Annotated in this window: 24 protein-coding genes; 14 read left to right on the top strand and 10 right to left on the bottom strand. The window is 71.4% G+C overall.

From position 1 onward, the window contains the following. The 5 genes from cbiT to cobC form a co-directional block, all read left to right on the top strand. Positions 1-939 (top strand): precorrin-6Y C5,15-methyltransferase (decarboxylating) subunit CbiT (cbiT, locus tag ACWC21_RS22460; protein ID WP_450884480.1); only part of this gene is annotated, 939 nt, incomplete at its 5' end. Beyond that, a complete protein-coding gene (gene cobJ / locus ACWC21_RS22455; RefSeq protein ID WP_450884478.1) occupies positions 936-2,618 on the top strand; it encodes a precorrin-3B C(17)-methyltransferase in 1,683 nt (560 codons plus the stop codon). The genes cbiT and cobJ, both read left to right, overlap by 4 nt. Before the next feature lie 20 nt (positions 2,619-2,638). Further along, on the top strand, positions 2,639-3,226 hold the full coding sequence (locus ACWC21_RS22450; protein ID WP_450884626.1) for a precorrin-8X methylmutase: 588 nt from the start codon (positions 2,639-2,641) through the stop codon (positions 3,224-3,226). Beyond that, a complete protein-coding gene (locus ACWC21_RS22445; RefSeq protein WP_450884476.1) occupies positions 3,223-4,161 on the top strand; it encodes a sirohydrochlorin chelatase in 939 nt (312 codons plus the stop codon). Before ACWC21_RS22450 ends, ACWC21_RS22445 begins: the two co-directional genes overlap by 4 nt. After that, complete coding sequence (gene cobC / locus ACWC21_RS22440; protein WP_450884474.1) at positions 4,151-5,215, top strand: Rv2231c family pyridoxal phosphate-dependent protein CobC; 1,065 nt, start codon at positions 4,151-4,153, stop codon at positions 5,213-5,215. Before ACWC21_RS22445 ends, cobC begins: the two co-directional genes overlap by 11 nt. A 238-nt stretch (positions 5,216-5,453) precedes the next feature. Here cobC and ACWC21_RS22435 read toward each other — a convergent pair whose 3' ends face one another. From ACWC21_RS22435 to ACWC21_RS22420, 4 genes are read right to left on the bottom strand one after another with little or no spacing between them, the layout of a single operon-like run. Then, a complete protein-coding gene (locus tag ACWC21_RS22435) occupies positions 5,454-6,545 on the bottom strand; it encodes an amidohydrolase family protein (protein ID WP_450884472.1) in 1,092 nt (363 codons plus the stop codon). 18 nt (positions 6,546-6,563) lie between these two features. Beyond that, complete coding sequence (locus ACWC21_RS22430; protein WP_450884470.1) at positions 6,564-7,358, bottom strand: amino acid ABC transporter ATP-binding protein; 795 nt, start codon at positions 7,356-7,358, stop codon at positions 6,564-6,566. Continuing rightward, positions 7,355-8,191 (bottom strand): amino acid ABC transporter permease, encoded by an 837-nt coding sequence (locus ACWC21_RS22425; RefSeq protein WP_450884468.1) that lies wholly within the window; start codon positions 8,189-8,191, stop codon positions 7,355-7,357. The genes ACWC21_RS22430 and ACWC21_RS22425 overlap by 4 nt, the downstream gene beginning before the upstream one ends. After that, positions 8,188-9,051, bottom strand: a complete 864-nt coding sequence (locus ACWC21_RS22420) for a transporter substrate-binding domain-containing protein (RefSeq protein WP_450884466.1) — start codon at positions 9,049-9,051, stop codon at positions 8,188-8,190. Before ACWC21_RS22420 ends, ACWC21_RS22425 begins: the two co-directional genes overlap by 4 nt. Positions 9,052-9,228: 177 nt before the next feature. Between ACWC21_RS22420 and ACWC21_RS22415 the strand changes: the two genes are divergently transcribed. The 6 genes from ACWC21_RS22415 (at position 9,229) to thpD (ending at position 14,411) form a co-directional block, all read left to right on the top strand. Next, entirely contained in the window at positions 9,229-10,332 is a 1,104-nt protein-coding gene (locus ACWC21_RS22415) for a pyridoxal-phosphate-dependent aminotransferase family protein (RefSeq protein ID WP_450884624.1), read from the top strand. A gap of 57 nt (positions 10,333-10,389) precedes the next feature. Then, entirely contained in the window at positions 10,390-10,917 is a 528-nt protein-coding gene (locus ACWC21_RS22410) for a DinB family protein (RefSeq protein ID WP_450884464.1), read from the top strand. Between the two features lie 276 nt (positions 10,918-11,193). Further along, positions 11,194-11,700, top strand: a complete 507-nt coding sequence (gene ectA / locus ACWC21_RS22405) for a diaminobutyrate acetyltransferase (protein WP_450884462.1) — start codon at positions 11,194-11,196, stop codon at positions 11,698-11,700. Between the two features lie 74 nt (positions 11,701-11,774). Next, on the top strand, positions 11,775-13,046 hold the full coding sequence (gene ectB / locus ACWC21_RS22400) for a diaminobutyrate--2-oxoglutarate transaminase (protein ID WP_450884460.1): 1,272 nt from the start codon (positions 11,775-11,777) through the stop codon (positions 13,044-13,046). Positions 13,047-13,088: 42 nt separating this feature from the next. Further along, positions 13,089-13,493 carry an ectoine synthase gene (locus ACWC21_RS22395; RefSeq protein ID WP_388804552.1) on the top strand — a complete coding sequence of 135 codons (405 nt, stop codon included), beginning with the start codon at positions 13,089-13,091 and terminating at the stop codon, positions 13,491-13,493. 6 nt (positions 13,494-13,499) lie between these two features. Further along, entirely contained in the window at positions 13,500-14,411 is a 912-nt protein-coding gene (gene thpD / locus ACWC21_RS22390; protein ID WP_450884458.1) for an ectoine hydroxylase, read from the top strand. Positions 14,412-14,526: 115 nt separating this feature from the next. On the opposite strand, the gene ACWC21_RS22385 is transcribed toward thpD, so the two are convergent. The 5 genes from ACWC21_RS22385 to ACWC21_RS22365 form a co-directional block, all read right to left on the bottom strand. Beyond that, the gene (locus tag ACWC21_RS22385; protein ID WP_450884456.1) at positions 14,527-15,591 is read right to left on the bottom strand and encodes an aminotransferase class V-fold PLP-dependent enzyme; all 1,065 of its coding nucleotides are present in this window, start codon (positions 15,589-15,591) and stop codon (positions 14,527-14,529) included. Between the two features lie 97 nt (positions 15,592-15,688). Then, complete coding sequence (locus ACWC21_RS22380) at positions 15,689-16,405, bottom strand: DsbA family oxidoreductase (RefSeq protein ID WP_450884454.1); 717 nt, start codon at positions 16,403-16,405, stop codon at positions 15,689-15,691. A 68-nt stretch (positions 16,406-16,473) separates the two neighbouring features. Next, positions 16,474-16,983 (bottom strand): N-acetyltransferase family protein, encoded by a 510-nt coding sequence (locus ACWC21_RS22375; protein WP_450884452.1) that lies wholly within the window; start codon positions 16,981-16,983, stop codon positions 16,474-16,476. A gap of 43 nt (positions 16,984-17,026) precedes the next feature. After that, entirely contained in the window at positions 17,027-17,635 is a 609-nt protein-coding gene (locus ACWC21_RS22370) for a DUF1349 domain-containing protein (RefSeq protein WP_450884450.1), read from the bottom strand. A gap of 128 nt (positions 17,636-17,763) precedes the next feature. Further along, positions 17,764-19,293 (bottom strand): aldehyde dehydrogenase (NADP(+)), encoded by a 1,530-nt coding sequence (locus tag ACWC21_RS22365; RefSeq protein ID WP_450884448.1) that lies wholly within the window; start codon positions 19,291-19,293, stop codon positions 17,764-17,766. 135 nt (positions 19,294-19,428) lie between these two features. Between ACWC21_RS22365 and ACWC21_RS22360 the strand changes: the two genes are divergently transcribed. The 3 genes from ACWC21_RS22360 (at position 19,429) to ACWC21_RS22350 (ending at position 22,197) form a co-directional block, all read left to right on the top strand. After that, positions 19,429-20,202 carry an IclR family transcriptional regulator gene (locus ACWC21_RS22360; RefSeq protein ID WP_450884446.1) on the top strand — a complete coding sequence of 258 codons (774 nt, stop codon included), beginning with the start codon at positions 19,429-19,431 and terminating at the stop codon, positions 20,200-20,202. Positions 20,203-20,204: 2 nt separating this feature from the next. Continuing rightward, positions 20,205-20,678 carry a GNAT family N-acetyltransferase gene (locus ACWC21_RS22355; protein ID WP_450884444.1) on the top strand — a complete coding sequence of 158 codons (474 nt, stop codon included), beginning with the start codon at positions 20,205-20,207 and terminating at the stop codon, positions 20,676-20,678. Positions 20,679-20,742: 64 nt separating this feature from the next. Further along, on the top strand, positions 20,743-22,197 hold the full coding sequence (locus ACWC21_RS22350; RefSeq protein ID WP_450884442.1) for a peptidoglycan D,D-transpeptidase FtsI family protein: 1,455 nt from the start codon (positions 20,743-20,745) through the stop codon (positions 22,195-22,197). 39 nt (positions 22,198-22,236) lie between these two features. Here the strand turns inward: ACWC21_RS22350 and ACWC21_RS22345 are convergent, their stop codons facing one another. After that, positions 22,237-23,688, bottom strand: a complete 1,452-nt coding sequence (locus tag ACWC21_RS22345) for an NCS2 family permease (RefSeq protein WP_450884440.1) — start codon at positions 23,686-23,688, stop codon at positions 22,237-22,239. Between the last annotated feature and the right edge of the window lie 177 nt (positions 23,689-23,865).

Genomic DNA, 23,865 nt, shown 5'->3' with positions numbered 1-23,865 from the left:
GCCGCCTTCGCCCGGCTGGGGCTGACCTGGGACGACGCGGTGGTGGTCAGCGCGCACGGAAGGGAGCCGCGGACGGCCCTGAACGTGTGCCGCGCCTATCCCAAGGTCGCCGTCCTGACCGGTCCCGGCGCCGGACCGGCCGAGCTGGGTGCCGCGCTGGCCCGCACCGCCCCCGGGCGGAGCCTCGTCGTCGCGTCGGCGCTGGGCTCGGCGGACGAGCGTGTCGAACGGGTCACGCCCGCCGAGGCCGCCGGCCGCGACTGGGGTACGGCGGTGAGCGTCGTGCTGTGCCTGGACGAGACGCGGGCGCCGGGTCCGGTACGGACGCTCGCCGGGCCGGCCGCCGTGCGGCCCCCCGGGTGGGCGCTGGACGAGGACGACTTCGCCCACCGCGACTCGATGATCACCAAGTTCGAGGTGCGGGCGCTGGCTCTGGCCAGGCTCGGGCCGCGCCCCGGCGAGCTGGTGTGGGACGTGGGCTCCGGGTCCGGGTCCGTCGCCGTGGAGTGCGCGCGGCTCGGTTCCGCCGTCAGCGCGGTGGAGCGGGCCCCGGACGGGGTGGCACGGATCCGCGCCAACGCCGCCGCGCACGGAGTGGACGTGCACGTGGTGCACGGCACGGCACCGGAGGCGCTGGACGGGCTCGACGATCCCGACGCCGTGTTCGTCGGCGGCGGCGGGCGCGAGCTGCCCGGCATCGTCGGGGAGTGCGCTCGGCGGGCCCGGCGCACCGTGGTCGTCGCGATGGCGGCGCTCGACCGGGTCCCGGCGGCCCGGGCCGCGCTCACCGGCGCCGGGTTCACCTGCGACGGCGTACTGCTCCAGTCGTCCCGGCTCGCGCCGCTGCCGGGCGATGTGACCCGGCTGGCGGCGACCAACCCCGTTTTCCTGCTGTGGGGAGTCAGAACCCCCGGCCTGCACGAAGGAGTTCCCCTGTGATCGGCCTGATTTCCGCCACCGCGGCGGGGGCGGCCGCGCGCGACCGGCTGGCCGCCGCGTGGCCGGACCGTACGCGCGTGTACGAGGGTCCCGTGGGGGACGCCGTACGGGCCGCGTTCGCGGAGTGCGAGCAGCTCGTGTGCTTCCTGGCCACGGGGGCCGTGGTGCGGCTCGTGGCACCGCTGCTCGCGGACAAGGTGTCCGACCCCGGTGTGGTGTGCGTCGACGAGGGCGGACGGTTCGCCGTGTCGCTGGTCGGCGGGCACGGCGGCGGGGCCAACAAACTCGCCCGCGAGGTGGGCGGGTTGCTGGGTGCCGAGCCGGTGGTGACGACCGCGACGGACTCCGTGGGGCTGCCGGGCCTCGACACGCTCGGGTTCCCGGTGGAGGGCTCCGTCGCGACCGTCTCGCGGGCGCTGCTGGACGGTGAACCGGTGGCCCTGGAGGCCGAGTCCGTATGGCCGTTGCCCCCGCTGCCGACGGCGGCGGAAGGGGCGTACACCATCCGGCTGACCGATCGGGACGTCGAGCCGGGCGAACGCGAGGTGCTGCTGCGGCCGCCGTCCCTGGTCGTCGGCGTCGGCGCCGCCAAGGGCGCGCCGGCCGAGGAGGTGCTCGCACTGGTGGAGGCCGCGCTGCGGGACGCCGGGCTGTCCGCCAGGTCCGTCGCCGAGCTCGCCACCGTCGACGCCAAGGCGGAGGAGCCCGGGATCGTGGCCGCCGCCGGGCGGCTCGGGGTGCCGCTGGTGACGTACTCCGCCGAGGAACTGGCGGGCGTCGAGGTGCCCAACCCGTCCGACGCGCCCCTCGCGGCCGTCGGCACGCCGTCCGTCTCCGAGGCGGCCGCGCTGCTCCGGGGCGGCGAACTCCTCGTCCCCAAGCGGAAGTCGGCCGGTAGCCCCGCGATGGCGACCTGTGCCGTGGTACGGCGGCCGGGGCGCGGGCGGCTCGCGGTGGTCGGGCTCGGGCCGGGCGCCCGGGACCTGCTCACTCCGCGCGCCGAGGCGGAACTGCGGCGGGCTTCCGTGCTCGTCGGGCTCGACCAGTACGTCGACCAGATCCGCGATCTGCTGCGGCCCGGCACCCGCGTCCTGGAGTCGGGGCTCGGCGCGGAGGAGGAGCGGGCCCGCACGGCGGTCGCCGAGGCCCGCGCCGGCCACGCGGTCGCGCTGATCGGCAGCGGGGACGCGGGGGTGTACGCGATGGCGTCCCCCGCGCTCGCCGAGGCCTCCGGCGACATCGACGTGATCGGGGTCCCCGGCGTCACGGCGGCGCTCGCGGCCGGGGCGATCCTCGGCGCGCCGCTCGGCCACGACCATGTGTCGATCAGCCTGTCCGACCTGCACACGCCGTGGGAGATCATCGAGCGGCGGGTACGGGCGGCGGCCGAGGCGGACCTCGTCGTCACCTTCTACAACCCCCGCTCCCGGGGCCGTGACTGGCAGCTGCCCAAGGCGCTGGCCGTTCTCGCCGAGCACCGGGAGCCCGCCACACCCGTCGGTGTCGTGCGCAACGCCTCCCGGCCGGACGAGTCCAGCCGGGTCACGACCCTGGCCGCGCTGGACCCGGCGACGGTCGACATGATGACGGTCGTCACCGTGGGCAACACGGCGACCCGTGAGATCGCCGGCCGCATGGTGACACCGCGCGGCTACCGCTGGCAGGAGGCTGCATCATGAGCGACGCCGTCGCGGGGCCGGTGAACCGTGTGGTCCATCCGATCGAGGTGGAGTCCTACCGGCGGCTGCGTGCCCGCCTGGACACCTCGCACTTCCCGCCGCTGACCCGGGCCGTGGTGGAGCGGGTCATCCACTCCGCCGCCGACCTGGAGTACGCCACCGACCTCGTCATGGACGAGGGCGACCTGCGGAAGGCGCACGCCGCGCTGCACGCCGGGGCGCCGGTGGTCGTGGACGTCGAGATGGTCGCGGCCGGGATCACCCGGCGGGAGACCGTCTGCCGCCTCAAGGACGCGGAGTCCGGGCCCGGGCTGACGCGTTCCGCGCACGCCGTGCGGCTGGCGTACGAACAGGTCGGCCCGGGGGCCCTGTGGGTGATCGGCAATGCGCCGACCGCCCTGGAGGAACTGCTGACGCTGGACGCCGACCCCGCGCTCGTCATCGGTCTACCCGTCGGGTTCGTCGGCGCGGCCGAGTCCAAGGCCGCGTTGCGCGAGAGCGGGCTGCCCGCCGTGAGCAACGTGTCCGAGAAGGGCGGTTCGGCGGTCGCCGCCGCCGCGCTCAACGCCCTGCTGTACCACCCCGTTTCCGCTGAGGAGAAGCCGTGACCACCCCGCCCGCCCTGCTCATCGCCGGCCACGGCACCCGGGACGACGCCGGAGCCGAGGCGTTCCGCGACTTCGTCCGGGAGCTGGCCCGCCGCCACCCCGAACTGCCCGTCGCGGGCGGCTTCATCGAGCTGTCCCCGCCGCCGCTCGGCGACGCGGTCACCGAACTGGTCGAACGGGGGGTGCGGCGGTTCGCGGCCGTGCCGCTGATGCTGGTGTCCGCCGGGCACGCCAAGGGCGACATACCGGCCGCACTGGCCCGCGAGAAGGAGCGGCACCCCGGGATCTCCTACACCTACGGCCGCCCGCTCGGCCCGCACCCGGCGCTGCTGAAGGTGCTGGAGCGGCGGCTGGACGAGGCGCTCGGCTCCTCGGTGCGCAGGCCGGAGGACCGGGCCGACGTGACCGTGCTGCTCGTCGGGCGCGGCTCGACCGACCCGGACGCCAACGCCGAGGTGCACAAGGCCGCCCGGCTGCTGTGGGAGGGGCGCGGGTACGCCGGTGTGGAGACGGCGTTCGTGTCGCTGGCGGCACCGGACGTGCCCAGCGGACTCGACCGGTGCGCGAAGCTGGGGGCACGGCGGATCGTGGTCCTGCCGTACTTCCTGTTCACCGGGATCCTGCCCGACCGGGTACGGCAGCAGACCCAGGGCTGGGCCGCGGCGCACCCGGAGGTCGAGGTGCGGTCGGCGGACGTCGTCGGACCCGAACCGGAGCTGCTCGACCTGGTGATGGAGCGGTACGAGGAGGCCGTCAAGGGCGACCTCAGGATGAACTGCGACTCGTGCGTGTACCGCATCGCGCTGCCCGGCTTCGAGGACAAGGTGGGGCTGCCGCAGCAGCCGCACTTCCATCCGGACGACGACGAGGACGGCCACGGACACGGCCACGGTCACCACCATCACGGGGGGCACGCACACAGCCATGCGCACTGAGGACTCCGCCACGGGCGGGCACGATCTGCGTCACCACGGGGACGCAGAGGTGCGTGACGACGGTGCCGGGCTGGTCGACCTCGCCGTCAACGTCCGCGCGGACACCCCGCCCGCATGGCTGCGGGAGCACATCGCCGGGTCGCTGGACTCGCTCGCCGCCTACCCGGACGGACGGGCCGCGCGGGCCGCGGTGGCGGCACGGCACGGGGTTCCGGCCGAGCGGGTGCTGCTGACGGCTGGGGCGGCGGAGGCGTTCGTGCTGCTCGCGCGGGCGCTGAAGGTGCGCCGGCCGGTGGTCGTGCATCCGCAGTTCACCGAGCCGGAGGCGGCGCTGCGGGACGCGGGGCACACGGTCGGCCGGGTGCTGCTGCGGGAGGCGGACGGGTTCCGGCTGGATCCGGCGCGGGTGCCGGAGGACGCCGACCTGGTGGTGATCGGCAACCCCACGAACCCCACGTCGGTGCTGCACCCGGCCGGAGTGATCGCCTCCCTCGCCCGGCCCGGGCGGGTGCTGGTGGTCGACGAGGCGTTCATGGACGCGGTGCCGGGCGAGCGGGAGGCGCTGGCCGGGCGGACGGACGTGCCCGGGCTGGTGGTGCTGCGCAGCCTGACCAAGACGTGGGGGCTGGCCGGGCTGCGGATCGGCTACGTGCTGGCCGCCCCGGAGACGATCGGGGAACTGGAGCGGGCCCAGCCGCTGTGGCCGGTGTCCACGCCGGCGCTGGCCGCGGCGGCGGCGTGTGTGGCTCCGCGGGCACTGGCGGAGGCGGCCCACGCGGCGCACCGGGTGGCGTCCGACCGGGCCCATCTGGTGGCGGGGCTGGCGGCGTTCGCGGGGCGGGGCGTGCGGGTGGTGTCCCCTGCGGAGGGGCCGTTCGTCCTGGTGCGGATGCCGGGGGCGGGTGAGGTGCGGGGGCGGTTGCGGGAGCTCGGGTACGCGGTGCGGCGCGGGGACACGTTTCCCGGGCTCGGGGAGGAGTGGGTGCGGGTCGCCGTGCGGGACCGGGGGACGGTGGACGGGTTCCTGGGTGCGCTGTCCGTCGCGCTGGGGTGACCGGGGCTCCGCCCCGGGTTCCGCCAGGGGCTACGCCCCTGGACCCCGGGGTTTCCCACCCACCCACCCGTGACAGCCGACTGAGAAGTGACCCCACCTGGGGCTCCGCCCCAGACCCCGGCGGGGGCTCCGCCCCCTGCACCCCCCGCAGGGCTCCGTCGCCGCACGCCGGGCGGGGGCTTCGCCCGCTGCACCCCCTGCGGGGCTGCGCCCCTGCGCGTCGGAGCTTCCGTCCGCGCTACTCCACCACCGCCCCGTTCAGTACCACCCGTCGCGGGGCCGCCAGTACGCGTACGTCCGCCCTCGGGTCCGTCTCGTACACCACCAGGTCCGCCGGTGCGCCCTCCTCCAGGCCGGGGCGGCCCAGCCACGTGCGGGCGGACCAGGCGGTCGCCGACAGGGCTTCGGTCGGTGGGATGCCGGCGGTGACCAGTTCCGCGACCTCGCCGGCGACCAGGCCGTGGGCGAGTGAGCCTCCGGCGTCCGTGCCGACGTACACCGGGATCCCGGCGTCGTGGGCGGCGCGCACGGTGTCGTAGCGGCGTTCGTGCAGTCGCCGCATGTGGGCCGACCAGCGCGGGTACTTGGACTCGCCGCCGTCGGCGAGCCGGGGGAAGGTGGCGATGTTGACGAGGGTGGGGACGATCGCGACGCCCCGGGAGGCGAACAGGGGGATCAGGTCCTCGGTCAGGCCCGTCGCGTGCTCGATGCAGTCGATGCCCGCCTCGACCAGGTCGCGCAGGGAGTCCTCGGCGAAGCAGTGGGCGGTCACGCGGGCGCCCAGGCGGTGGGCCTCGGCGATGGCCGCCTCGGCCGCCTCGCGCGGCCAGCACGCGGACAGGTCGCCGAGGTCGCGGTCGATCCAGTCGCCGACCAGCTTGACCCAGCCGTCACCGCGCCGGGCCTCCTGGGCGACGTACGTAACGAGGTCGTCCGGCTCGATCTCGTGGGCGTAGCCACGGATGTAGCGGCGGGTGCGGGCGATGTGCCGACCGGCCCGGATGATCTTCGGGAGGTCCTCGCGGTCGTCGATCCAGCGGGTGTCGGAGGGCGAACCGGCGTCGCGGATCAGCAGGGTGCCGGCCTCGCGGTCGGTCAGCGCCTGCTTCTCGGCCACGTCCTTGTCGACCGGGCCGTGCGTGCCGAGACCGACGTGGCAGTGGGCGTCGACGAGGCCGGGCAGCGCCCAGCCCTCCACGGTCGTCGCCTCGTGGGCGCCGACGGGGCGGTCGTAGGAGATCCGGCCGCCGACCACCCACAGTTCGTCCCGGACCTCGTCCGGGCCGACGAGGATCCGGCCCTTCACGTGCAGCACCGCTTGATCGCTCATGTACGGCACCTTAGTGAGCTACTGGCCGCCCTTGCCCACCTGGTCCGAGCTCTCCTCCTCCACCTCGGCCCCCGCCGGGTCCAGCAGCCGGGAGAGGAAGTGGCGGGTGCGGTCGTGGGCGGGGTCGCCGATGACCTGGTCCGGCGTGCCGTCCTCGACGATCACGCCGTCGTCCATGAAGACGACCCGGTCGGCCACCTCGCGGGCGAAGGTCATCTCGTGGGTGACGACGATCATGGTCATGCCCTCGTGCGCGAGCATCCGCATCACGGCCAGGACGTCGCCCACCAGCTCGGGGTCGAGCGCCGAGGTCGGCTCGTCGAAGAGCATCACCTCCGGACCCATCGCCAGCGCGCGGGCGATGGCCACCCGCTGCTGCTGACCGCCGGAGAGGGAGGACGGGTAGGCGTCCGCCTTCTCGGCGAGGCCCACGCGTCGCAGGTTCTCGGCGGCCACCTTCGCGGCCGTCGCCTTGTCCCTCCCCAGCACCCGGCGCTGCGGCAGGGTGAGGTTCTCGGTCACCGTCAGGTGCGGGAAGAGGTTGAACTGCTGGAAGACCATGCCGATGCGGCGGCGGACGGCGTCGATGTCGACGTCGGGGTCGGTCAGTTCGACGCCGCCGACGTGGACGCGGCCCTTGGTGGGTTCCTCGAGGAGGTTGACGCAGCGCAGCAGGGTCGACTTGCCGGAGCCGGAGGGCCCGATGACGCAGACCACCTCGCCCTGGCGGATCTCCAGGTCGATGCCGCGCAGCACGTCGTTGTCGCCGAAGGACTTGTGCAGGTCCTGGATCCGGACCTCGGGGGTGCTCACTTGACGGCCTCCTGGGCCTTGGCCTCCATACGGCGGACGACGAAGCCGAGCGGGATCGTGACCAGCAGGTAGCACAGGCCGGCGACGAGGATGGGCGTGGAGTTGGCGGTGGTGCTGGCCAGGTCGCGGCCGAACTTGGACAGTTCGCGTTCTTCCAGGGTGACGCCGAGGAACAGCACCAGTGAGGAGTCCTTGAAGAGCAGGACGAGTTCGTTGGTGAGCGGCGGGAGGATGATCCGGAAGGCCTGCGGGACGATGATCGAGGCCATGGCCCGGGCGGGCGAGAAGCCCAGCGAACGGGCCGCCTCCATCTGCCCCTTGGGCACCGCCTGGATGCCGGCGCGGATCGTCTCGGCCATGTAGGCGGCAGCCACCAGGCCGAGCGCGAGGGCGACCTTGCCGTACGTGCCGCCGATGATCTCGGTGCCGGGAAAGGCCAGGGGCACGGCGACGCCGATGAAGATGAAGATCAGCAGGGCGGGCAGGCCGCGGAAGATCTCGATGTAGATGCCGGCGAGCCAGCGGTAGGGGCCCACGGACGACAGCCGCATCAGCGCGATGACCATGCCGAGCACCAGGCCCACCACGAAGCCGGACATGGTGTACAGCACGGTGTTCTTCAGGGCCAGCGTGATGATGTCCGGGAACATCTGCCGGGCGATGTCCGCTTGCGCGAACTGGTTCTGCAGCTGCCCCCAGTCGGCCGTGGCCGCGAAGGCGATCACGCCGGCGACGAAGACGGCGTACTGGATGCCGCGCGACAGCCTGCGCTTCTGGCGGCGGGTCAGGCCCTTCTTCCTGGGCCGCACCTCGGCGTCGGCGATGTCGGTCATGAGGCGGAGGGGGAGGCCGCGGCGGCGTCGTACGGGCCGATCCACTTCTCGTACAGCTTCTTGTACGTGCCGTCGGCCTTGGCGTCGGCGATCGCCTTGTTGACGGCGGCGAGGAGCTTGGTGTTGCCCTTCTTGACCGTGAAGCCGTACTGCTCACCGGTGTTGATGTTGGCGACCGTCTTGAAGCGGGCGGCGTTGGCCTTGTCCTTGAGCCAGCCCTGGACCACGGGATAGTCGATGACGACGGCCTGGACCTGGCCGGTGCGCAGGCCGTTGAGGACCGCGTCGGAGGACTCGAAGGAGACGGGGTCGTAGCCCTGCTTCTTCACGTAGTCCTCGCCGGTGGTCTGTGCCTGGGCGCCGAGCTTCTTCCCCTTGGCCTTGACGTCGGCGAGCGAGCCGATGCCGCTCTTCTTGTCGACGAGGACGGCCTGGGTGGCGTTGAAGTACGGGTCGGAGAAATCGACGTGCTTCTTGCGCTCGGCGGTGATGGTCATGCCGGCCGCGGCCAGGTCGCACTGGCCGGAGTTGAGGAAGGCGCCCGTCTTGAAGTTCTCGAAGGGCGTGTCGACGATGGCCTGCTTCACGCCGAGGTCCTTGGCCACCAGGTCGACGAGCGAGACGTCGAAGCCCTGGACCTTGCCGTCGATCTCCGACTGGAAGGGCGGGTACGGCAGGTGGGTGCAGGTGGTGAGCTGTCCCGCCTTGACGACCTTGACCCCGCCGGCGGCGGTCTTGGAGCCGCTGCCGCCGTTGCCGGTGGAGGTGCAGCCAGAGGCACCGGCAGCCACGAGCAGCAGCCCGGCCGTCGCGGCGGTGGCGGCCAGGACGCGGGTCCGGCGCCCGGAGGGGGTTGACACGGGGGGCCTCCCTGTAGGGGAACAATGGGTTTCGATTATAAGGAAAGCTTTGGACTGCTCAAACTATTCCGATGGCTGCAGGACCGAACAGCCTGGGAAGTCACCGGTCGCGGGTGACCGACTCCGGTTGGTTACGCTCGACTTCACCTGTTCCCCGTGAGTGAAGAGAGCATCACCGTGACCCACGCCTTCCTCGATCTCCCCCCGCTGAGCGCCGCACGCTTCGCCTCGGTCGAGGACCGGGTGGCACGGCTGCTCGACACCCGGCAGGACCTCGTGATCATGCAGGGTGAGGCCCTGCTGCCGCTGGAGGGGGCGATCCGGGCGGCCGCCGGACCGGGCACGACCGCACTGAACGTCATCACCGGGCCGTACGGCCAGACGTTCGGGGACTGGCTGCGGGACTGCGGCGCCACGGTGCACGACCTGGCGGTGCCCTTCCACACGGCGGTCACGGCGGCGCAGATCCGGAAGGCCTTCGCCGAGCACCCGGAGATCGACTTCGTGTCGCTGGTGCACGCGGAGGCGGCCACCGGCAACACCAACCCGGTCGCGGAGATCGGCGAGGCGGTACGGGAGCAGGGTGCGCTCTTCTATCTGGACGCGGTCGCCTCCGTGGGCGCCGAACCGGTGCTGCCGGACGCCTGGGGCGTGGACCTGTGCGTGATCGGGGCGCAGAAGGCGATGGGCGGTCCGGCAGGCGTGTCGGCGGTGTCGGTGAGCGAGCGGGCCTGGGCGCGGATGGCGGCGAACCCACGGGCGCCGCGCCGCTCGTACCTGTCGCTGCTCGACTGGAAGGAGCGCTGGATCGACGGCGGCCGCAAGGCACTGCTGCACGCTCCCGCCCAGCTGGAGATGCTCGCCCTGGAGGCCTGCCTGGAGCGGATCGAGACGGCGGGGCCGGCGACGGTGATGGCCCGGCACCGGCGCTCGGCGCTGGCCACCCGGGCCGGGGCGGTGGCCCTGGGCGGCGGGCTGGAGCCGTATGTGCACCAGGAGCGGGACGCGGCGCCGGTGGCGACCACGCTGCGGGTGCCGTCGGGAGTGGTGGCCTCGGAGCTGGTCGCCCACGCCCTGGCCGCCGATCCCGCACTGCCCCTGGCCGCGGGCGGGGGCGCGCTGGCCAAGGAGATGATCCGGGTCAACCACTACGGCCCGGACGCGACGATGGACGCGGTGCGGGCCTCCTTGACGGCGCTGGGCGCCGCGCTGGCCGAACGGGGACTGGACGTGGACCCGGACGGGGCCCGGCGGACGGTGGAGGACATCTGGCGGCGGTGAGCCCGGCCCCGGCCGGAAACGAGCACCGGGGTCAGAGCTCCCTGCCATGCTCACCGTATGACCACGGACACACCTCGGACCCTGCCCGACGGCCGGCCCGTCCCCCTGATGACCGGTGACGAACGGCCCATGCTGGAGAGCTGGCCGGCCTTCCACCGGGCCACGCTGGAGCTGAAGTGCGCGGGGCTGGACGACGCGCAGGTGCGGCTGGCGTCGGCCGAGCCGTCGTCGCTCACGCTGCTGGGGCTCGTACAGCACCTCGCGGAGGTGGAGCGGAACTGGTTCCAGCGGGTCGTCGCCGGTCTCGACGTGCCGCCCGCCTTCGGGGAGGAGACCGGATACGCCCTCGATCCCGGCCGGGGGCTGGACGAGGCGCTCGCCGTCTGGCGGAGCGAGGTCGCCCGCGGGCAGGAGATGTGCGCCGGGCGCTCGCTGGACGACACCGGAAGGATCGCCGACGGGCCGATGGCGGGGCTCGAGGTCAGTGTGCGCTGGGTGCTCATGCACATGGTCGAGGAGTACGCCCGGCACAACGGCCACGCGGACATTCTGCGTGAGCGTATTGACGGAGTGACCGGAGCGTGAATTCACGGTGATTTGCTAATTCTTATTTCAGGGTAGCTTTCCCATGTGCTTCTGCCCGCTTTTCCCGGACGTAAACGCAGTGACTTGTGAAGCGGGTTACACGGCTGTGACGCATTGCACAAGCTTCCCTTTCTGCCCGTTTTGTCACGGGCAAATCGGCACAAATCTCCGCCACGTCGCGCACCTGCCCGCGCCCGCGCGATAACACAGGACCCCCACGGAAGTAACCCCGTTCGGCCATGCATTTTTGAATTTCCACCGGTAAATTTAATTCGCATGACTGCCGCACAAGCAGACCTGCTCATCGACCGCCCGGCGGTGGCGGACGGAGCCGCACTCTGGCGCATCGCCAAGGACTCCAAAACCCTCGACCTGAACTCCTCCTACAGCTATCTGCTGTGGTGCCGTGACTTCGCCGGCACCTCGGCGGTGGCCCGCGGGGCCGACGGGAGCCCGATCGGATTCCTCACCGGGTACGTACGGCCGGAGCAGCCGCAGACCCTGCTCGTCTGGCAGGTGGCGGTCGACGCGTCCCACCGGGGCCGGGGCATCGCCGCCGCGCTCCTCGAGGGGCTGGCCTCGCGGCTCGGCGCCGAGCGCGGAATCAACTGGGTGGAGACCACGATCACCCCGGGCAACACCGCTTCGGAGCGCCTGTTCACCTCGTTCGCCGACCGTCACGGCGCCACCGTCTCCCGCGAGGTGCTGTTCGACGCGGGCCTGTTCCCCGACGGGCCGCACGAGAGCGAGGTCCTGTACCGGATCGGCCCGCTCACCTTCTGACCCCTCGCCTGCCGAACCCCCGCACTCCCCCACGCACTTCCCCACCTCCCCCACGCACCGAGGAGCGATTCGTCGTGACCATCACCCAGCCCGACCTCAGCGTCTTCCAGACCGTGGAGTCCGAGGTACGCAGCTACTGCCGCGGCTGGCCCACCGTCTTCGACCGCGCGCAGGGCAGCCGCATGTTCGACGAGGACGGCCATGAATACCTCGACTTCTTCGCCGGCGCCGGCTCCCTCAACTACGGCCACAACAACCCCGTACTGAAACGGGCCCTGATCGACTACCTGGAGCGGGACGGCGTCACGCACGGGCTCGACATGTCGACCAGCGCCAAGCGGGCCTTCCTGGAGTCCTTCCAGAACCTGGTGCTCCGCCCCCGCGACCTGCCGTACAAGGTCATGTTCCCGGGCCCGACCGGCACCAACGCCGTGGAGTCCGCGCTGAAGCTGGCCCGGAAGGTGAAGGGGCGCGAGGCGATCGTGTCCTTCACCAACGCCTTCCACGGGATGTCCCTGGGCTCGCTGGCCGTCACCGGCAACGCCTTCAAGCGGGCGGGCGCGGGCATACCCCTGGTGCACGGGACGCCGATGCCGTTCGACAACTACTTCGACGGCCAGGTCCAGGACTTCCTGTGGTTCGAGCGGCTGCTCGAGGACCAGGGATCCGGGCTCAACAAGCCGGCCGCCGTGATCGTCGAGACGGTGCAGGGCGAGGGCGGCATCAACGTCGCGCGCCCCGAGTGGCTGCGCGCCCTCAAGGACCTGTGCGAGCGGCAGGACATGCTGCTGATCGTCGACGACATCCAGATGGGCTGCGGCCGTACCGGTGCCTTCTTCTCCTTCGAGGAGGCCGGGATCGTGCCGGACATCGTCACCGTGTCGAAGTCCATCAGCGGCTACGGGCTGCCGATGTCGCTGTGCCTGTTCAAGCCCGAGCTGGACATCTGGGAGCCGGGCGAGCACAACGGCACCTTCCGCGGCAACAACCCGGCGTTCGTCACGGCCACCGCGGCCCTGGAGACGTACTGGACCGACGGCTCGGCGATGGAGAAGCAGACCCGGACCCGCGGTGAGCAGGTCGAGCAGGCGCTGATCGGCATCACCGAGGAGAACCTCGCCGACATCAAGGAGTACCGCGGCCGGGGCCTGGTCTGGGGCCTGGAGTTCCACGACAAGGACCGCGCGGGCCGGGTCGCCCGACGCGCCTTCGAACTGGGGCTGCTCATCGAGACCTCCGGTCCCGAGAGCGAGGTCGTCAAACTGCTGCCGGCCCTCACCATCACGCCGGAGGAGCTCGACGAGGGCCTGCGCGTCCTCGCCCGCGCCGTACGCGAAACCGCCTGACCACCACCCGGCAGGAATCCAGCAAGGAGGAAGTGGACCACCGTGATCGTCCGTTCGTTCAAGGACATCGAAGGCACCGACCGGCATGTGAAGGCCGCGTCCGGTACCTGGGAGAGCAAGCGCATCGTGCTGGCCAAGGAGCGTGTCGGCTTCTCCCTGCACGAAACGATTCTGTACGCCGGCACGGAGACGTCGATGTGGTACGCCAACCACATCGAGGCCGTCGTCTGCGTCGAGGGCGAGGCCGAGCTCTCCGACCACGAGACCGGGAAGACGTACACGATCACCCCGGGCACCATGTACCTCCTCGACGGCCATGAGCGGCACACGCTGCGCGTCAAGGAGGACTTCCGCTGCCTCTGCGTGTTCAACCCGCCCGTGACCGGACGGGAGGACCACGACGAGAACGGCGTCTACCCGCTGCTCACCGAGCCCGAGGAGGTGTGACAACCAGTGACCACCACGACCACCACCACCGTGCCCACCGTCACCGACCTGTACCCGAGCCGTGGCGCCACCGAGGTCTCGACCCCGCGCCAGGACCCGGTCGTCTGGGGCTCCCCCGACACTCCCGGCCCGATCGCGACGGCCGACCTGCAGTCGTACGAGCGTGACGGTTTCCTCGCCGTCGACCAGCTGATCACCGACGAAGAGGTCGCCGTCTACCGGCAGGAGCTCGACCGGCTGGTCAACTCCCCGGAGATCCGTGCCGACGAGCGGTCGATCGTCGAGCCGCGGTCGCAGGAGATCCGGTCCGTCTTCGAGGTCCACCGGATCAGCGAGCTGTTCGCGAAGCTGGTGCGGGACGAGCGGGTCGTCGGGCGTGCCCGGCAGATCCTCGGCTCGGACGTGTACGTCCACCAGTCCCGGATCAACGTCAAGCCGGGCTTCGGCGCGAGCGGCTTCTACTGGCACTCGGACTTCGAGACCTGGCACGCCGAGGACGGTCTGCCGAACATGCGGACGGTGTCCGTCTCGATCGCGCTGACCGAGAACTACGACACCAACGGCGGGCTCATGATCATGCCGGGCTCGCACCGGACGTTCCTGGGCTGTGCCGGGGCCACCCCCAAGGACAACTACAAGAAGTCGCTGCAGATGCAGGACGCGGGCACGCCCTCCGACGAGGCGCTCACCAAGATGGCGAGCGAGTACGGCATCAAGCTGTTCACCGGCAAGGCCGGCTCGGCGACCTGGTTCGACTGCAACTGCATGCACGGTTCCGGCGACAACATCACGCCGTTCCCGCGCAGCAACGTCTTCATCGTCTTCAACAGCGTGGAGAACGAGGCGGTGGAGCCGTTCGCCGCTCCGGTACGGCGACCGGAGTTCATCGGGGCGCGGGACTTCACCCCGGTGCGGTAACCGCCCAACGACCGCCGGGCCGGGACCCTCTCGTGTGGGACGCGGGGTCCCGGCCCGGTCGTGTCGACCGGCCGGGGCCTTCTCGTGTGGGACGGAAGGTTCCGGCCCGGTCGTGTCAGGCGGACAGGGCGGTCAGCAGACGGTCGACGTCCGTGGGGGTGTTGTACAGGTGGAAGGCCGCGCGGAGGTTGCCCGCGCGGTTGGAGACCTCGATCCCCGCGCGGCTCAACTCCGGCTGCCGGTCACCCAGTCCGGGCACCGACACGATCGCCGATCCCGGCGCGGACACGGGCTCGTGTCCGAGTGCCGCGAGCCCGGCCCGGAACCGGTCGGCGAGCGCGAGGTCGTGCTGGTGGACGGCGCTCACGCCGAGCTCCTCGATCAGCTCCAGGGAGCGGCGCAGTCCCGCGAAGGTGAACAGGGCGTGGGTCAGGTCGAACCGCCGTGCGGAATGGGCGAGTTCGGCGACCGGGCCGTAGCAGCTGTCCCACGGTTTCTCCCCCGCGACCCAGCCCGCGAGCACCGGTGCCAGCCCGCCGAAGTCCTCCGGGACCACGAAGAAGGCCGTGCCGTGCGGGCCGAGCAGCCACTTGAAGGAGACCGAGGCGGAGAAGTCGTGGGCGTCGGCGTCCATCGGCAGCCAGCCGGCCGACTGGGAGAAGTCGACATAGGTACGCGCCCCGTGCGCCCGGGCGGCCTCCCGCAGAGCGGTCAGGTCGGCGATCCGCCCGTCGGCCGACTGGACGGCGCTGACCGCGACGAGCGCGGTGTCCGGGCGCACCGAATCGGCGATCCGCTCCAGCGGAACGTTTCGCACCTTGAGGTCGCCGCGGACGTGGAACGGGTTCAGCACCGAGGTGAAGTCGTCCTCGGCGGTCAGGACTTCGGCGCCCGCGGGCAGCGCGGCGGCGATCACCCCGGTGTGCGCGGCGACCGACGCGCCCACCGCGACCCGGGAGGCCGGGACGCCGGCGAGCCGGGCGTACCCGGCCCGGCAGGCCTCCACGTCCTCGTACAGCGAGGTCAGCGGCCGGCCCTCGGCCCGCAGCAGCGCCGCCTCGTGGAGGGCGGCGACGGCACGGGCGGGCAGCAGGCTGTTGCTCGCGGTGTTGAGATAGGTGCTCTTCGGGGCGAACTCGGCGCGGACGAGGCTCTCGAACGACGTCTCCGTGATCTCCATGAGTCCACTCTGCGACCCGATGAAGCCGTAGTCCATTGCGGATTCGTGCATGGATCCGCTCAGGAACGCTTATACGTGCCGCCTGAGCTGCGGTTTCTCAGTGCTGCGGCACCGCGCACCCGTCCGGGCCGCAGGCGTCGGCGTCCCCCTGGTCGATCAGCTTCAGCGGGGAGTGCTCGCCCCACGCCTGGGTCAGCGCCTGGGTGAAGACCTCCGCGGGCTGGGCGCCGGAGACCCCGTACTTGCGGTCGAGGACGAAGAAGGGCACCCCGCTCGCCCCGAGCTGTGCCGCCTCTCGCTCGTCGGCGCGGACGTCGTCGGCGTAGGCGTCCGGGTCGGCGAGCACCGCGCGGACCGCGTCGGCGTCCAGTCCGGCCTCGGCGGCCAGCTCCACCAGCCGCTCGTCGCCCTCGGTGAAGAGCGACCGCTCCTCGGCGAAGTTCGCCCGGTACAGGATCTGGATCAGCGCGTCCTGCCGGCCCTGTTCCTTGGCGAAGTGCAGCAGACGGTGCATGTCGAAGGTGTTGCCGTGGTCGCGGCCCCGGGTGCGGTACTCCAGGCCCTCGGCGGCGGCCTGTGCGCCCAGGTTGTCCTCGCCCGCCTCGGCCTGCGCCTCGCTCATGCCGTACTTCCGGGTGAGCATGGCGATCACCGGCTGGACGTCGCCCTTGGCGCGGCCGGGGTCGAGCTCGAAGGAGCGGTGCACCACCTCGACCTGGTCGCGGTGCGGGAAGTCCGCGAGGGCCTTGTCGAAGCGGGCCTTGCCCACGTAGCACCAGGGACAGGCGATGTCCGTCCAGATCTCGACGCGCATGTGTTCTCCAGCTCGTACCGGCGCGGAGGCTCTCTCCGCCCGGTACGTGAACGTTCAAGCAGCTCGCTTCATTCCCCGGGGCGTACGGCGTACCGCAGGTACAGGTGGTGGTCCCCCTCGGCGGGCGGGTTCTCCGGGTCCGGAACCCAGCCCCGGCCGGCGTAGAAGGCCTGGGCGCGGGCGTTGTCCACGTGCACGTCGAGGACCGCGCTCCGCCTGCCGTCGGCCCGCCACCGCTCGACGCACGCGGTGTGCAGGGCCGTGCCGATGCCCGCGCGCCAGTGGTCGGGGTCGACGTGGAACTGGAACAGCTTGACCACGTCCGCCGGGCCCTCCTCGGGGGTGCGGAAGGAGGCGATGCCCACCAGGCGGTCGTCGCGGACCGCGCACAGCACATGGCCGTCGGGCCGCTCGATGGCCTGCCGCCAGCGGGCCACCCAGTCGAAGCCGTCCTCCGGCAGGCCGTTCGGGTAGTACGTCGACCTGGCTCGGACATGCAGGTCGGCGACGGCCTCGGCCTCCGCGGGCAGGGCGGTCCTGATCACTGAGGAGCCGGTGTTCCCGTGCGATTCGATCATGCAACGGAGGACGTACCCGGGGGCGAGCACGGTTCCCGCCAGCTCAGCTCCCGTCCCGCAGGTCGTCCGGCCAGCGGTCCCTGAACTCGATGTGGTCGTACGTGACGACGCAGCTCTCGCCCATCGGCGACTGGGTCATGAAGCCGACCAGCGCCGCGCCGGTCTCCTTCTCCTCACCCAGGGTGAAGAGCCGTACGAACGTCCAGCGCTCACCGTCGCGGGACGCGTGGAAGGCGAAGGCCCGGCCGGTGCGGCTGATCCGGAGCCAGACGGAACTGCCTTCCACCGTGAAGGAGTTGGCGTCGTCGGAGTGTCCCCGGGTGACCACCGTGCAGACGGTGGGCACATCCGGGGAGTACTCCAGGCAGAGCTTGGCCCAGGCCCGCTCGCCGACATGGACGTAGAGCACGCCCGCGTCGAAGGCGGCGGCGAACCCGACGGTGACCCGGGCGATCAGCTGGAAGTCCCCCTCGGGCGCCCCCAGCAACCGGGGCGCGTCGGAGGCCGGCTCCAACGCCTCCCCGGTGGGCGGCACGAACCGGTCCTGCCGGGGTCCGGCCCACCCGGTGAGGACACCGTCCTCGTAGGACCAGTTGCCTTCGGGGCCGTACGTGCGCAGGGAAAAAGGCAGTTCAGGAAGTTCCACGTCCATAACCAATGTGTCGCGGGCCAACCGGACCAACCGGGGGCGCGGGGCTGCATCGATATGCGACTCCGCCGCGTGGGCGCGAGCAACCCCATAGAACCGTCCCTCGCGCACTCACCGCATCCCTTACGGCGCTACCGCTCCAGCACCCCGTTGAACCGACGAGGCAGCCCCAGCGGATTGTCGTCCCGCAGTTCCTTCGGCAGCAGCGCCTGAGGCGCCCCCTGGTAGACAACCGGCCGCAGCCACCGCTCGATGGCCGTACCGCCGACCGAAGTCGACGTGGACGTGGTGGCCGGGTACGGCCCCCCGTGGTGCTGCGCGGCAGCGACCGCCACACCGGTCGGCCAGCCATTGACCAGCACGCGCCCCGCCAGCGGCGTCACCTCGGCCAGGAGCTCCGCGCCCCGGCCCTCGCCCGCCGCCTCCTCCGCCGACAGGTGCACCGTCGCGGTGAGGTTGCCGGGCAGCCGGGACAGCACGGCCGTCGCCTCGCCCTCGTCGTCGTACCTGACCACCACCGTGACCGGCCCGAAGCACTCCTCCAGGAGCAGGTCGTAGGCCCCCTCCTCGGCCAGCTTGCTCGCCGGCACCGTCAGGAAGCCGGCGCTGACGGTGTGTTCGCCGCCCGCGCCGGGGGTCACCGGGGTCTCCACGCCGTCCAGCCCGGCCCGCTCGGCGACCCCGGCGAGGAAGTTGTCCCGCATCCGGTGGTCCAGGAGGACACCGGCGTCGGTGTCGCTGACGGCGTCGGTGAGGGACTTGACCAGTCCGTCGCCCGCCGCGCCGGACGGCACCAGCACCAGGCCGGGCTTGACGCAGAACTGGCCGACACCCAGGGTCATCGACCCGGCGAGACCGGCGCCGATGGCCTCGGCACGCTCTGCGGCGGCGGCCTCGGTGACGACCACCGGGTTGAGCGAGCCGAGCTCACCGTGGAAGGGGATCGGCACCGGCCGGGCGGCCGCCGCGTCGAAGAGGGCGCGTCCGCCGCGCACCGAGCCGGTGAAGCCCGCGGCGGCGACCAGCGGGTGCTTGATCAGCTCGATGCCCGCCTCGAAGCCGTGGACCAGGCCGAGGACGCCCTCCGGGACGCCGTTGTCCACGGCGGCCCGGCGCAGCACCTTGGCGACCAGCTCGGAGAGGCCGGGGTGGTCGGGGTGGGCCTTGACGACCACGGGGCAGCCGGCGGCCAGCGCGCTCGCGGTGTCGCCGCCGGCGACCGAGAAGGCGAAGGGGAAGTTGGACGCCGAGTAGACGGCGACGACGCCCAGGGCCACCTTGTAGCGGCGCAGGTCGGGGATCGGCGGGGTGGCGGTGTCGTCGGGGTGGTTGATGATGACGTCGAGGAAGGCGCCCTCGTCGACGATGTCCGCGAAGGCCCGCAGCTGGTAGCAGGTGCGGGCGAGTTCGCCGGTCAGCCGGACCGGGCCGAGGGCGGTCTCGGCGTCGGCGGTCTCCACCAGCCAGTCCTTGGCGGACTCCAGACCGGCGGCGGCGGCACGCAGGAACGCCGAGCGGACCGCGCGGTCGGCGAGGGCTCCGCGTGCCGCCTGCGCCGCCTTGACGGCCGCGTCGACCTCTTCGGCTGTGGCCTCCACCGCAACCTGCTCGCGCTGCTTCCCCGTGCGAGGGTCGACACTCCAGACTGGTGCTGCTGCCACCGCGGGTCCCTCCAAGTATTGCTTACCAAGGCCATCGACCAGGGGCGTTCGATATACTGAACACCGTCTCTGATGATGAATACGCTGTTGGAGACTATATCCTCGGTTTCTCGTCCAACGAAGGGGTCCAGGGCGATGTCGGCAGGCGAGACAGGCGGCGGGGCACAGGTCAAGTCCGCGGTGCGGACGGTTGAATTGCTCGAGTACTTCGCCGGCCGGCCCGGTATGCACTCCCTCGCGGCGGTCCAGGAGGCCGTCGGGTATCCCAAGTCCAGTCTCTACATGCTGCTTCGCACGCTGGTGGAACTGGGCTGGGTGGAGACGGACGCGACGGGCACGCGGTACGGCATCGGGGTGCGGGCGCTGCTCGTCGGCACGTCGTACATCGACGGCGACGAGGTGGTGGCGTCGGCCCGGCCGACCCTGGACCGGCTCTCCGACGACACCACGGAGACCATCCACCTGGCCCGCCTGGACGGCACGAACGTCGTGTACCTGGCCACCCGGCAGTCGCAGCACTACCTGCGTCCCTTCACCCGGGTCGGGCGCCGGCTGCCGGCGCACTCGACCTCCCTGGGCAAGGCGCTGCTGGCCACCCACACCGACGAGCAGGTGCGCAAGCTGCTGCCCGAGACGCTGCCGGCGCTGACCGAGCACACGATCACCGACCGGGAGAAGCTCATCGAGGAGCTGCAGCAGATCCGGGAGCAGGGCTTCGCCGTCGACCGTGAGGAGAACACCCTGGGGCTGCGCTGCTTCGGCGTGGCGATCCCCTACCGCACCCCCGCGCGCGACGCGATCAGCTGCTCGGTGCCGGTGGCCCGGCTGACCCCCGCCCACGAGCAGATGATCAAGGACGCCCTGTTCGACGCCCGGGACCGGCTGACGCTGGCGACCCGCAGGCTGTGACGATGGAAGTCGTACTCCGCCCGATCCGCGACAGCGACCTGCCGGTGTTCTACCGGCAGATGAACGACCCGGAGGCGGCGCGGATGGCCGCCTTCACCCCGGAGAACGCGGCCGACCAGGACTCCTTCGACGCGTACTGGAAGGAGATCCGCTCCTCACCGGACGTCGTCGCGCGGACCGTGCTGGCGGACGGGGAGGTGGTGGGGACCACGGCGGCGTACGGGCGGCCGGGCGAGCGTGAGGTGACGTACTGGATCGACCGCGCCCACTGGGGGCGCGGCCTGGCCACGGCCGCCCTGCGAGCCCTGCTCGCCCAGGTGCCGGAACGCCCGCTGTACGCGCGGGCCGCGGCGGACAACGCCGGCTCCCTCAGGGTGCTGCGGAAGTGCGGGTTCCACGAGAGCGCCCGGGCCCGGGTGTACGCGAACGCCCGTGGCGAGGAGATCGAGGAGGTCGTGCTGCTGCTCTCCTCCTGAGAGCCCGATGAGAAAACCGGCGGAACGGAACGCTCGTCCCGTCCCGCTCGTCCTCCTGGTCGGGATGAACAAGACGATCAGGCGGGCCTCCGTCTTCGCACTGCTGCTCGTGCTCACCCTGCTGATCAGGGCGACATGGCTGCAGTTCTACGACGGCAAGGCCCTCGCGGAGAGCAAGGACAACCGGCGCAACGTCATCGAGACGTACGCGGAGCCGCTGGGGAACATCATCGTGGCCGGCGAGTCGATCACCGGATCGGCGCGCGCGAAGGGCAGCGACCTCGCGTACAAGCGCACGTACAAGGACGGCAAGCTGTACGCGGCGGTGACGGGCTACGCCTCGCAGGCCTATGCGCCGACCCAGTTGGAGGGCATCTACCAGGACCTCCTCAACGGCACGGACACCCGCCTCAAGACCGTCATGGACACCGTCACCGGCAAACGCGCCGACCCGGGCGACGTGATCACCACGATCGACCCCGACGTGCAGAAGGCGGCGTACGACGCGCTCGGCGACAAGAAGGGCGGCGCCGTCGCGATCGATCCGAAGACCGGCAGGATCCTCGCGGCCGTGTCCACGCCGTCGTACGACCCTTCGGAGCTGACCGACGCCAACACCGCGGGGACGGCCTGGAAGAAGCTCACCGCCGATCCGGACAAACCGCTGACCAACCGGGCGCTGCGCCAGCCGCTGCCGCCGGGCTCGACGTTCAAGCTGGTCGTGGCGGCGGCCGCGCTCGAGGACGGGCTGTACAAGGACGTGGACCAGGCCACCGTCAGCCCCAACCCGTACACCCTGCCGGGCACCACCCGGCCGCTGGCCAACGAGAGCGCCTCCGCGCCCTGCGAGAACGCCTCGATACGCGTCGCCCTGCAGTACTCCTGCAACAACGTGTTCGGGAAGATGGCCGTCGACCTCGGCCAGGACAAGGTGCGGGCGATGGCCGAGAAGTTCGGCTTCGACGACGACCAGCTGGACGTGCCGGTGCGGGCCTACACGAGCGTGTACCCGTCGAACATGGACAAGGCGCAGACGGGCCTGTCCGGCATCGGCCAGTTCGACGTCACGGCCACGCCGCTGCAGATGGCCATGGTGTCGGCCGCGATAGCCGACGGCGGCAAGCTGGTCTCCCCGCACATGGTCGCGCAGATCACCGACGGCGGCGGCGACGTGCTGAAGAACTACGACGACAGCGCGGGGAGCAAGGAGATCATCAGCTCCTCGACCGCCGAACAGCTGCAGTCGGCGATGCGGACGGTCGTCGAGCAGGGCACCGGTACGAACGCGAAGATCTCCGGTGTGACCGTGGGCGGCAAGACCGGTACCGCCCAGCACGGCGAGAACAACAGCCAGACGCCGTTCGCCTGGTTCACCTCGTTCGCCAAGTCCGGCTCCGGCAAGGAGGTCGCCGTGGCGGTGATGGTGGAGCAGTCGGACGCGGCGCGGTCGGAGGTCAGCGGCAACGGACTGGCCGCACCGGTGGCGAAGGCGATGATGCAGGCGGCGTTGAAGAACTGAGCCCGGCGCGGGGGCGGCTCCCCCGGACCGCCCCCCGGCTCACTTGACGCCCAGGATCTGCTCCACCGGGTCGATCGCGAAGTACACGAGGAACAGTGCCGAGACGGCCCACAGCAGCCAGTTGACCTCCTTCGCCTTGCCCAGCACCGACTTGATCAGGACGTAGGCCAGGAAGCCGGCGCCGATGCCGTCGGTGATGGAGTACGTGAACGGCATCGCGGCGATGGTGAGGAAGGCCGGGATGGCGATCTCGTACCTGTCCCAGTCGATGTGCTTGACGTGCGTCATCATCAGGAAGCCGACCGCGATCAGGGCGGGCGCCGCGGCCTGGAGCGGGACGATGGTGAGCAGCGGGGTGAGGAAGAGCGCGAGGCCGAAGAGACCGCCGGTGATCAGGTTGGCGAAGCCGGTGCGGGCGCCCTCGCCGACACCGGCCGCGGACTCGATGTAGGCGGTGTTGGAGGAGGCGGAGCCGATTCCGCCGGCCACGGCGGCGGCGCCGTCGATGAACAGGACGCGGCCGATGCCGGGCACCTGGCCCTGCTCGTCGAGCAGTCCGGCCTCCGCGCTGATGCCGACGATGGTGCCCATGGCGTCGAAGAAGTCGGACAGGATCAGGGTGAAGACCAGCATGACCGCGGTGAGCACCCCGGCCTTGGCGAAGCCGCCGAACAGACTGAAGTGACCGACGAGTCCGAAGTCGGGGGCGGCCACGATCCGGTCGGGGACCTTCGGGGTGGTCAGGCCCCAGCTCTTGATGTCGGCGACGGAGTTGATGACGATCGCGACGACCGTCATGGTGAGGATGCTGATCAGGATCGCGCCCTTCACCTTGCGGGCGAGCAGCGCGATGGTGAGCAGTACGCCGAGACAGAACACCAGGACCGGCCAGCCGGTGAGCCGGCCGACGGCGCCGAGCTGTACGGGCACGGTGGTGTTCGCGGCGTCGGGGATCCGGCTGACGAACCCGGCGTCGACGAAGCCGATGAAGGCGATGAACAGCCCGATACCGACGCCGATGGCCTGCTTGAGCTGCTGCGGGATGGCGTTCATGATCGCCTCGCGCAGACCGGTGAGGACCAGCACGCAGATCAGGATGCCCTCGAGGACGACGAGGCCCATCGCGTCGGCCCAGCTCATCAGCGGAGCGAGCTGGAAGGCGACGACCGCGTTGAGGCCGAGGCCGGCGGCGATGGCGAGCGGGAGGTTGCCGCCGACGCCCATGATGATCGTCATCACACAGGCCACCAGGGCGGTGGCGGTGACCAGTTGGCCGGTGTCGAGGGTGTGGCCGAACTTGTCCTTGGCGCTGCCCAGGATGATCGGATTCAGGACAAGGATGTAGGCCATGGTGAAGAAGGTGGCGAAGCCGCCGCGTATCTCCCGGCCGAGGGTCGATCCCCGTTCGGAGATTCTGAAGTAACGGTCGACACCGTTCGCCGCGGGTGGCGCGGCGCTCGGCCGGCCGGCCACCTTCTGCGTCTCGGACATGGTGCTGCTCCCTGTTGCCTGGTGATCGGTCTGCGGATGCTGGCTGGATTGTTCCCTCGTTGAACCTGTTTCAGGTTTTCTCCGTGTTACGGAATCGGGCGCCGACCGGCCACACGGCGTTCGAGACCCCGCACGAACCGAACAGTTGATCGCTGCTACGCTTCCCCGTCTCGTCCC

Source organism: Streptomyces sp. NPDC001348 (assembly GCF_053597535.1).
The sequence above is the reverse complement of the archived record's forward strand: the minus strand, read 5'-3'. Positions and strand labels throughout refer to the sequence as shown.

Excerpts from the sequence above, each read along its gene's own strand:
- cobC (WP_450884474.1), top strand. The coding sequence starts at position 4,151 with ATGCGCACTGAGGACTCCGCCACGGGCGGGCACGATCTGCGTCACCAC.
- ACWC21_RS22435 (WP_450884472.1), bottom strand. The coding sequence starts at position 6,545 with ATGAGCGATCAAGCGGTGCTGCACGTGAAGGGCCGGATCCTCGTCGGC.
- ACWC21_RS22425 (WP_450884468.1), bottom strand. The coding sequence starts at position 8,191 with ATGACCGACATCGCCGACGCCGAGGTGCGGCCCAGGAAGAAGGGCCTG.
- ACWC21_RS22410 (WP_450884464.1), top strand. The coding sequence starts at position 10,390 with ATGACCACGGACACACCTCGGACCCTGCCCGACGGCCGGCCCGTCCCC.
- ectA (WP_450884462.1), top strand. The coding sequence starts at position 11,194 with ATGACTGCCGCACAAGCAGACCTGCTCATCGACCGCCCGGCGGTGGCG.
- ACWC21_RS22385 (WP_450884456.1), bottom strand. The coding sequence starts at position 15,591 with ATGGAGATCACGGAGACGTCGTTCGAGAGCCTCGTCCGCGCCGAGTTC.
- ACWC21_RS22380 (WP_450884454.1), bottom strand. The coding sequence starts at position 16,405 with ATGCGCGTCGAGATCTGGACGGACATCGCCTGTCCCTGGTGCTACGTG.
- ACWC21_RS22375 (WP_450884452.1), bottom strand. The coding sequence starts at position 16,983 with ATGATCGAATCGCACGGGAACACCGGCTCCTCAGTGATCAGGACCGCC.
- ACWC21_RS22370 (WP_450884450.1), bottom strand. The coding sequence starts at position 17,635 with ATGGACGTGGAACTTCCTGAACTGCCTTTTTCCCTGCGCACGTACGGC.
- ACWC21_RS22360 (WP_450884446.1), top strand. The coding sequence starts at position 19,429 with ATGTCGGCAGGCGAGACAGGCGGCGGGGCACAGGTCAAGTCCGCGGTG.
- ACWC21_RS22355 (WP_450884444.1), top strand. The coding sequence starts at position 20,205 with ATGGAAGTCGTACTCCGCCCGATCCGCGACAGCGACCTGCCGGTGTTC.
- ACWC21_RS22350 (WP_450884442.1), top strand. The coding sequence starts at position 20,743 with ATGAACAAGACGATCAGGCGGGCCTCCGTCTTCGCACTGCTGCTCGTG.
- ACWC21_RS22345 (WP_450884440.1), bottom strand. The coding sequence starts at position 23,688 with ATGTCCGAGACGCAGAAGGTGGCCGGCCGGCCGAGCGCCGCGCCACCC.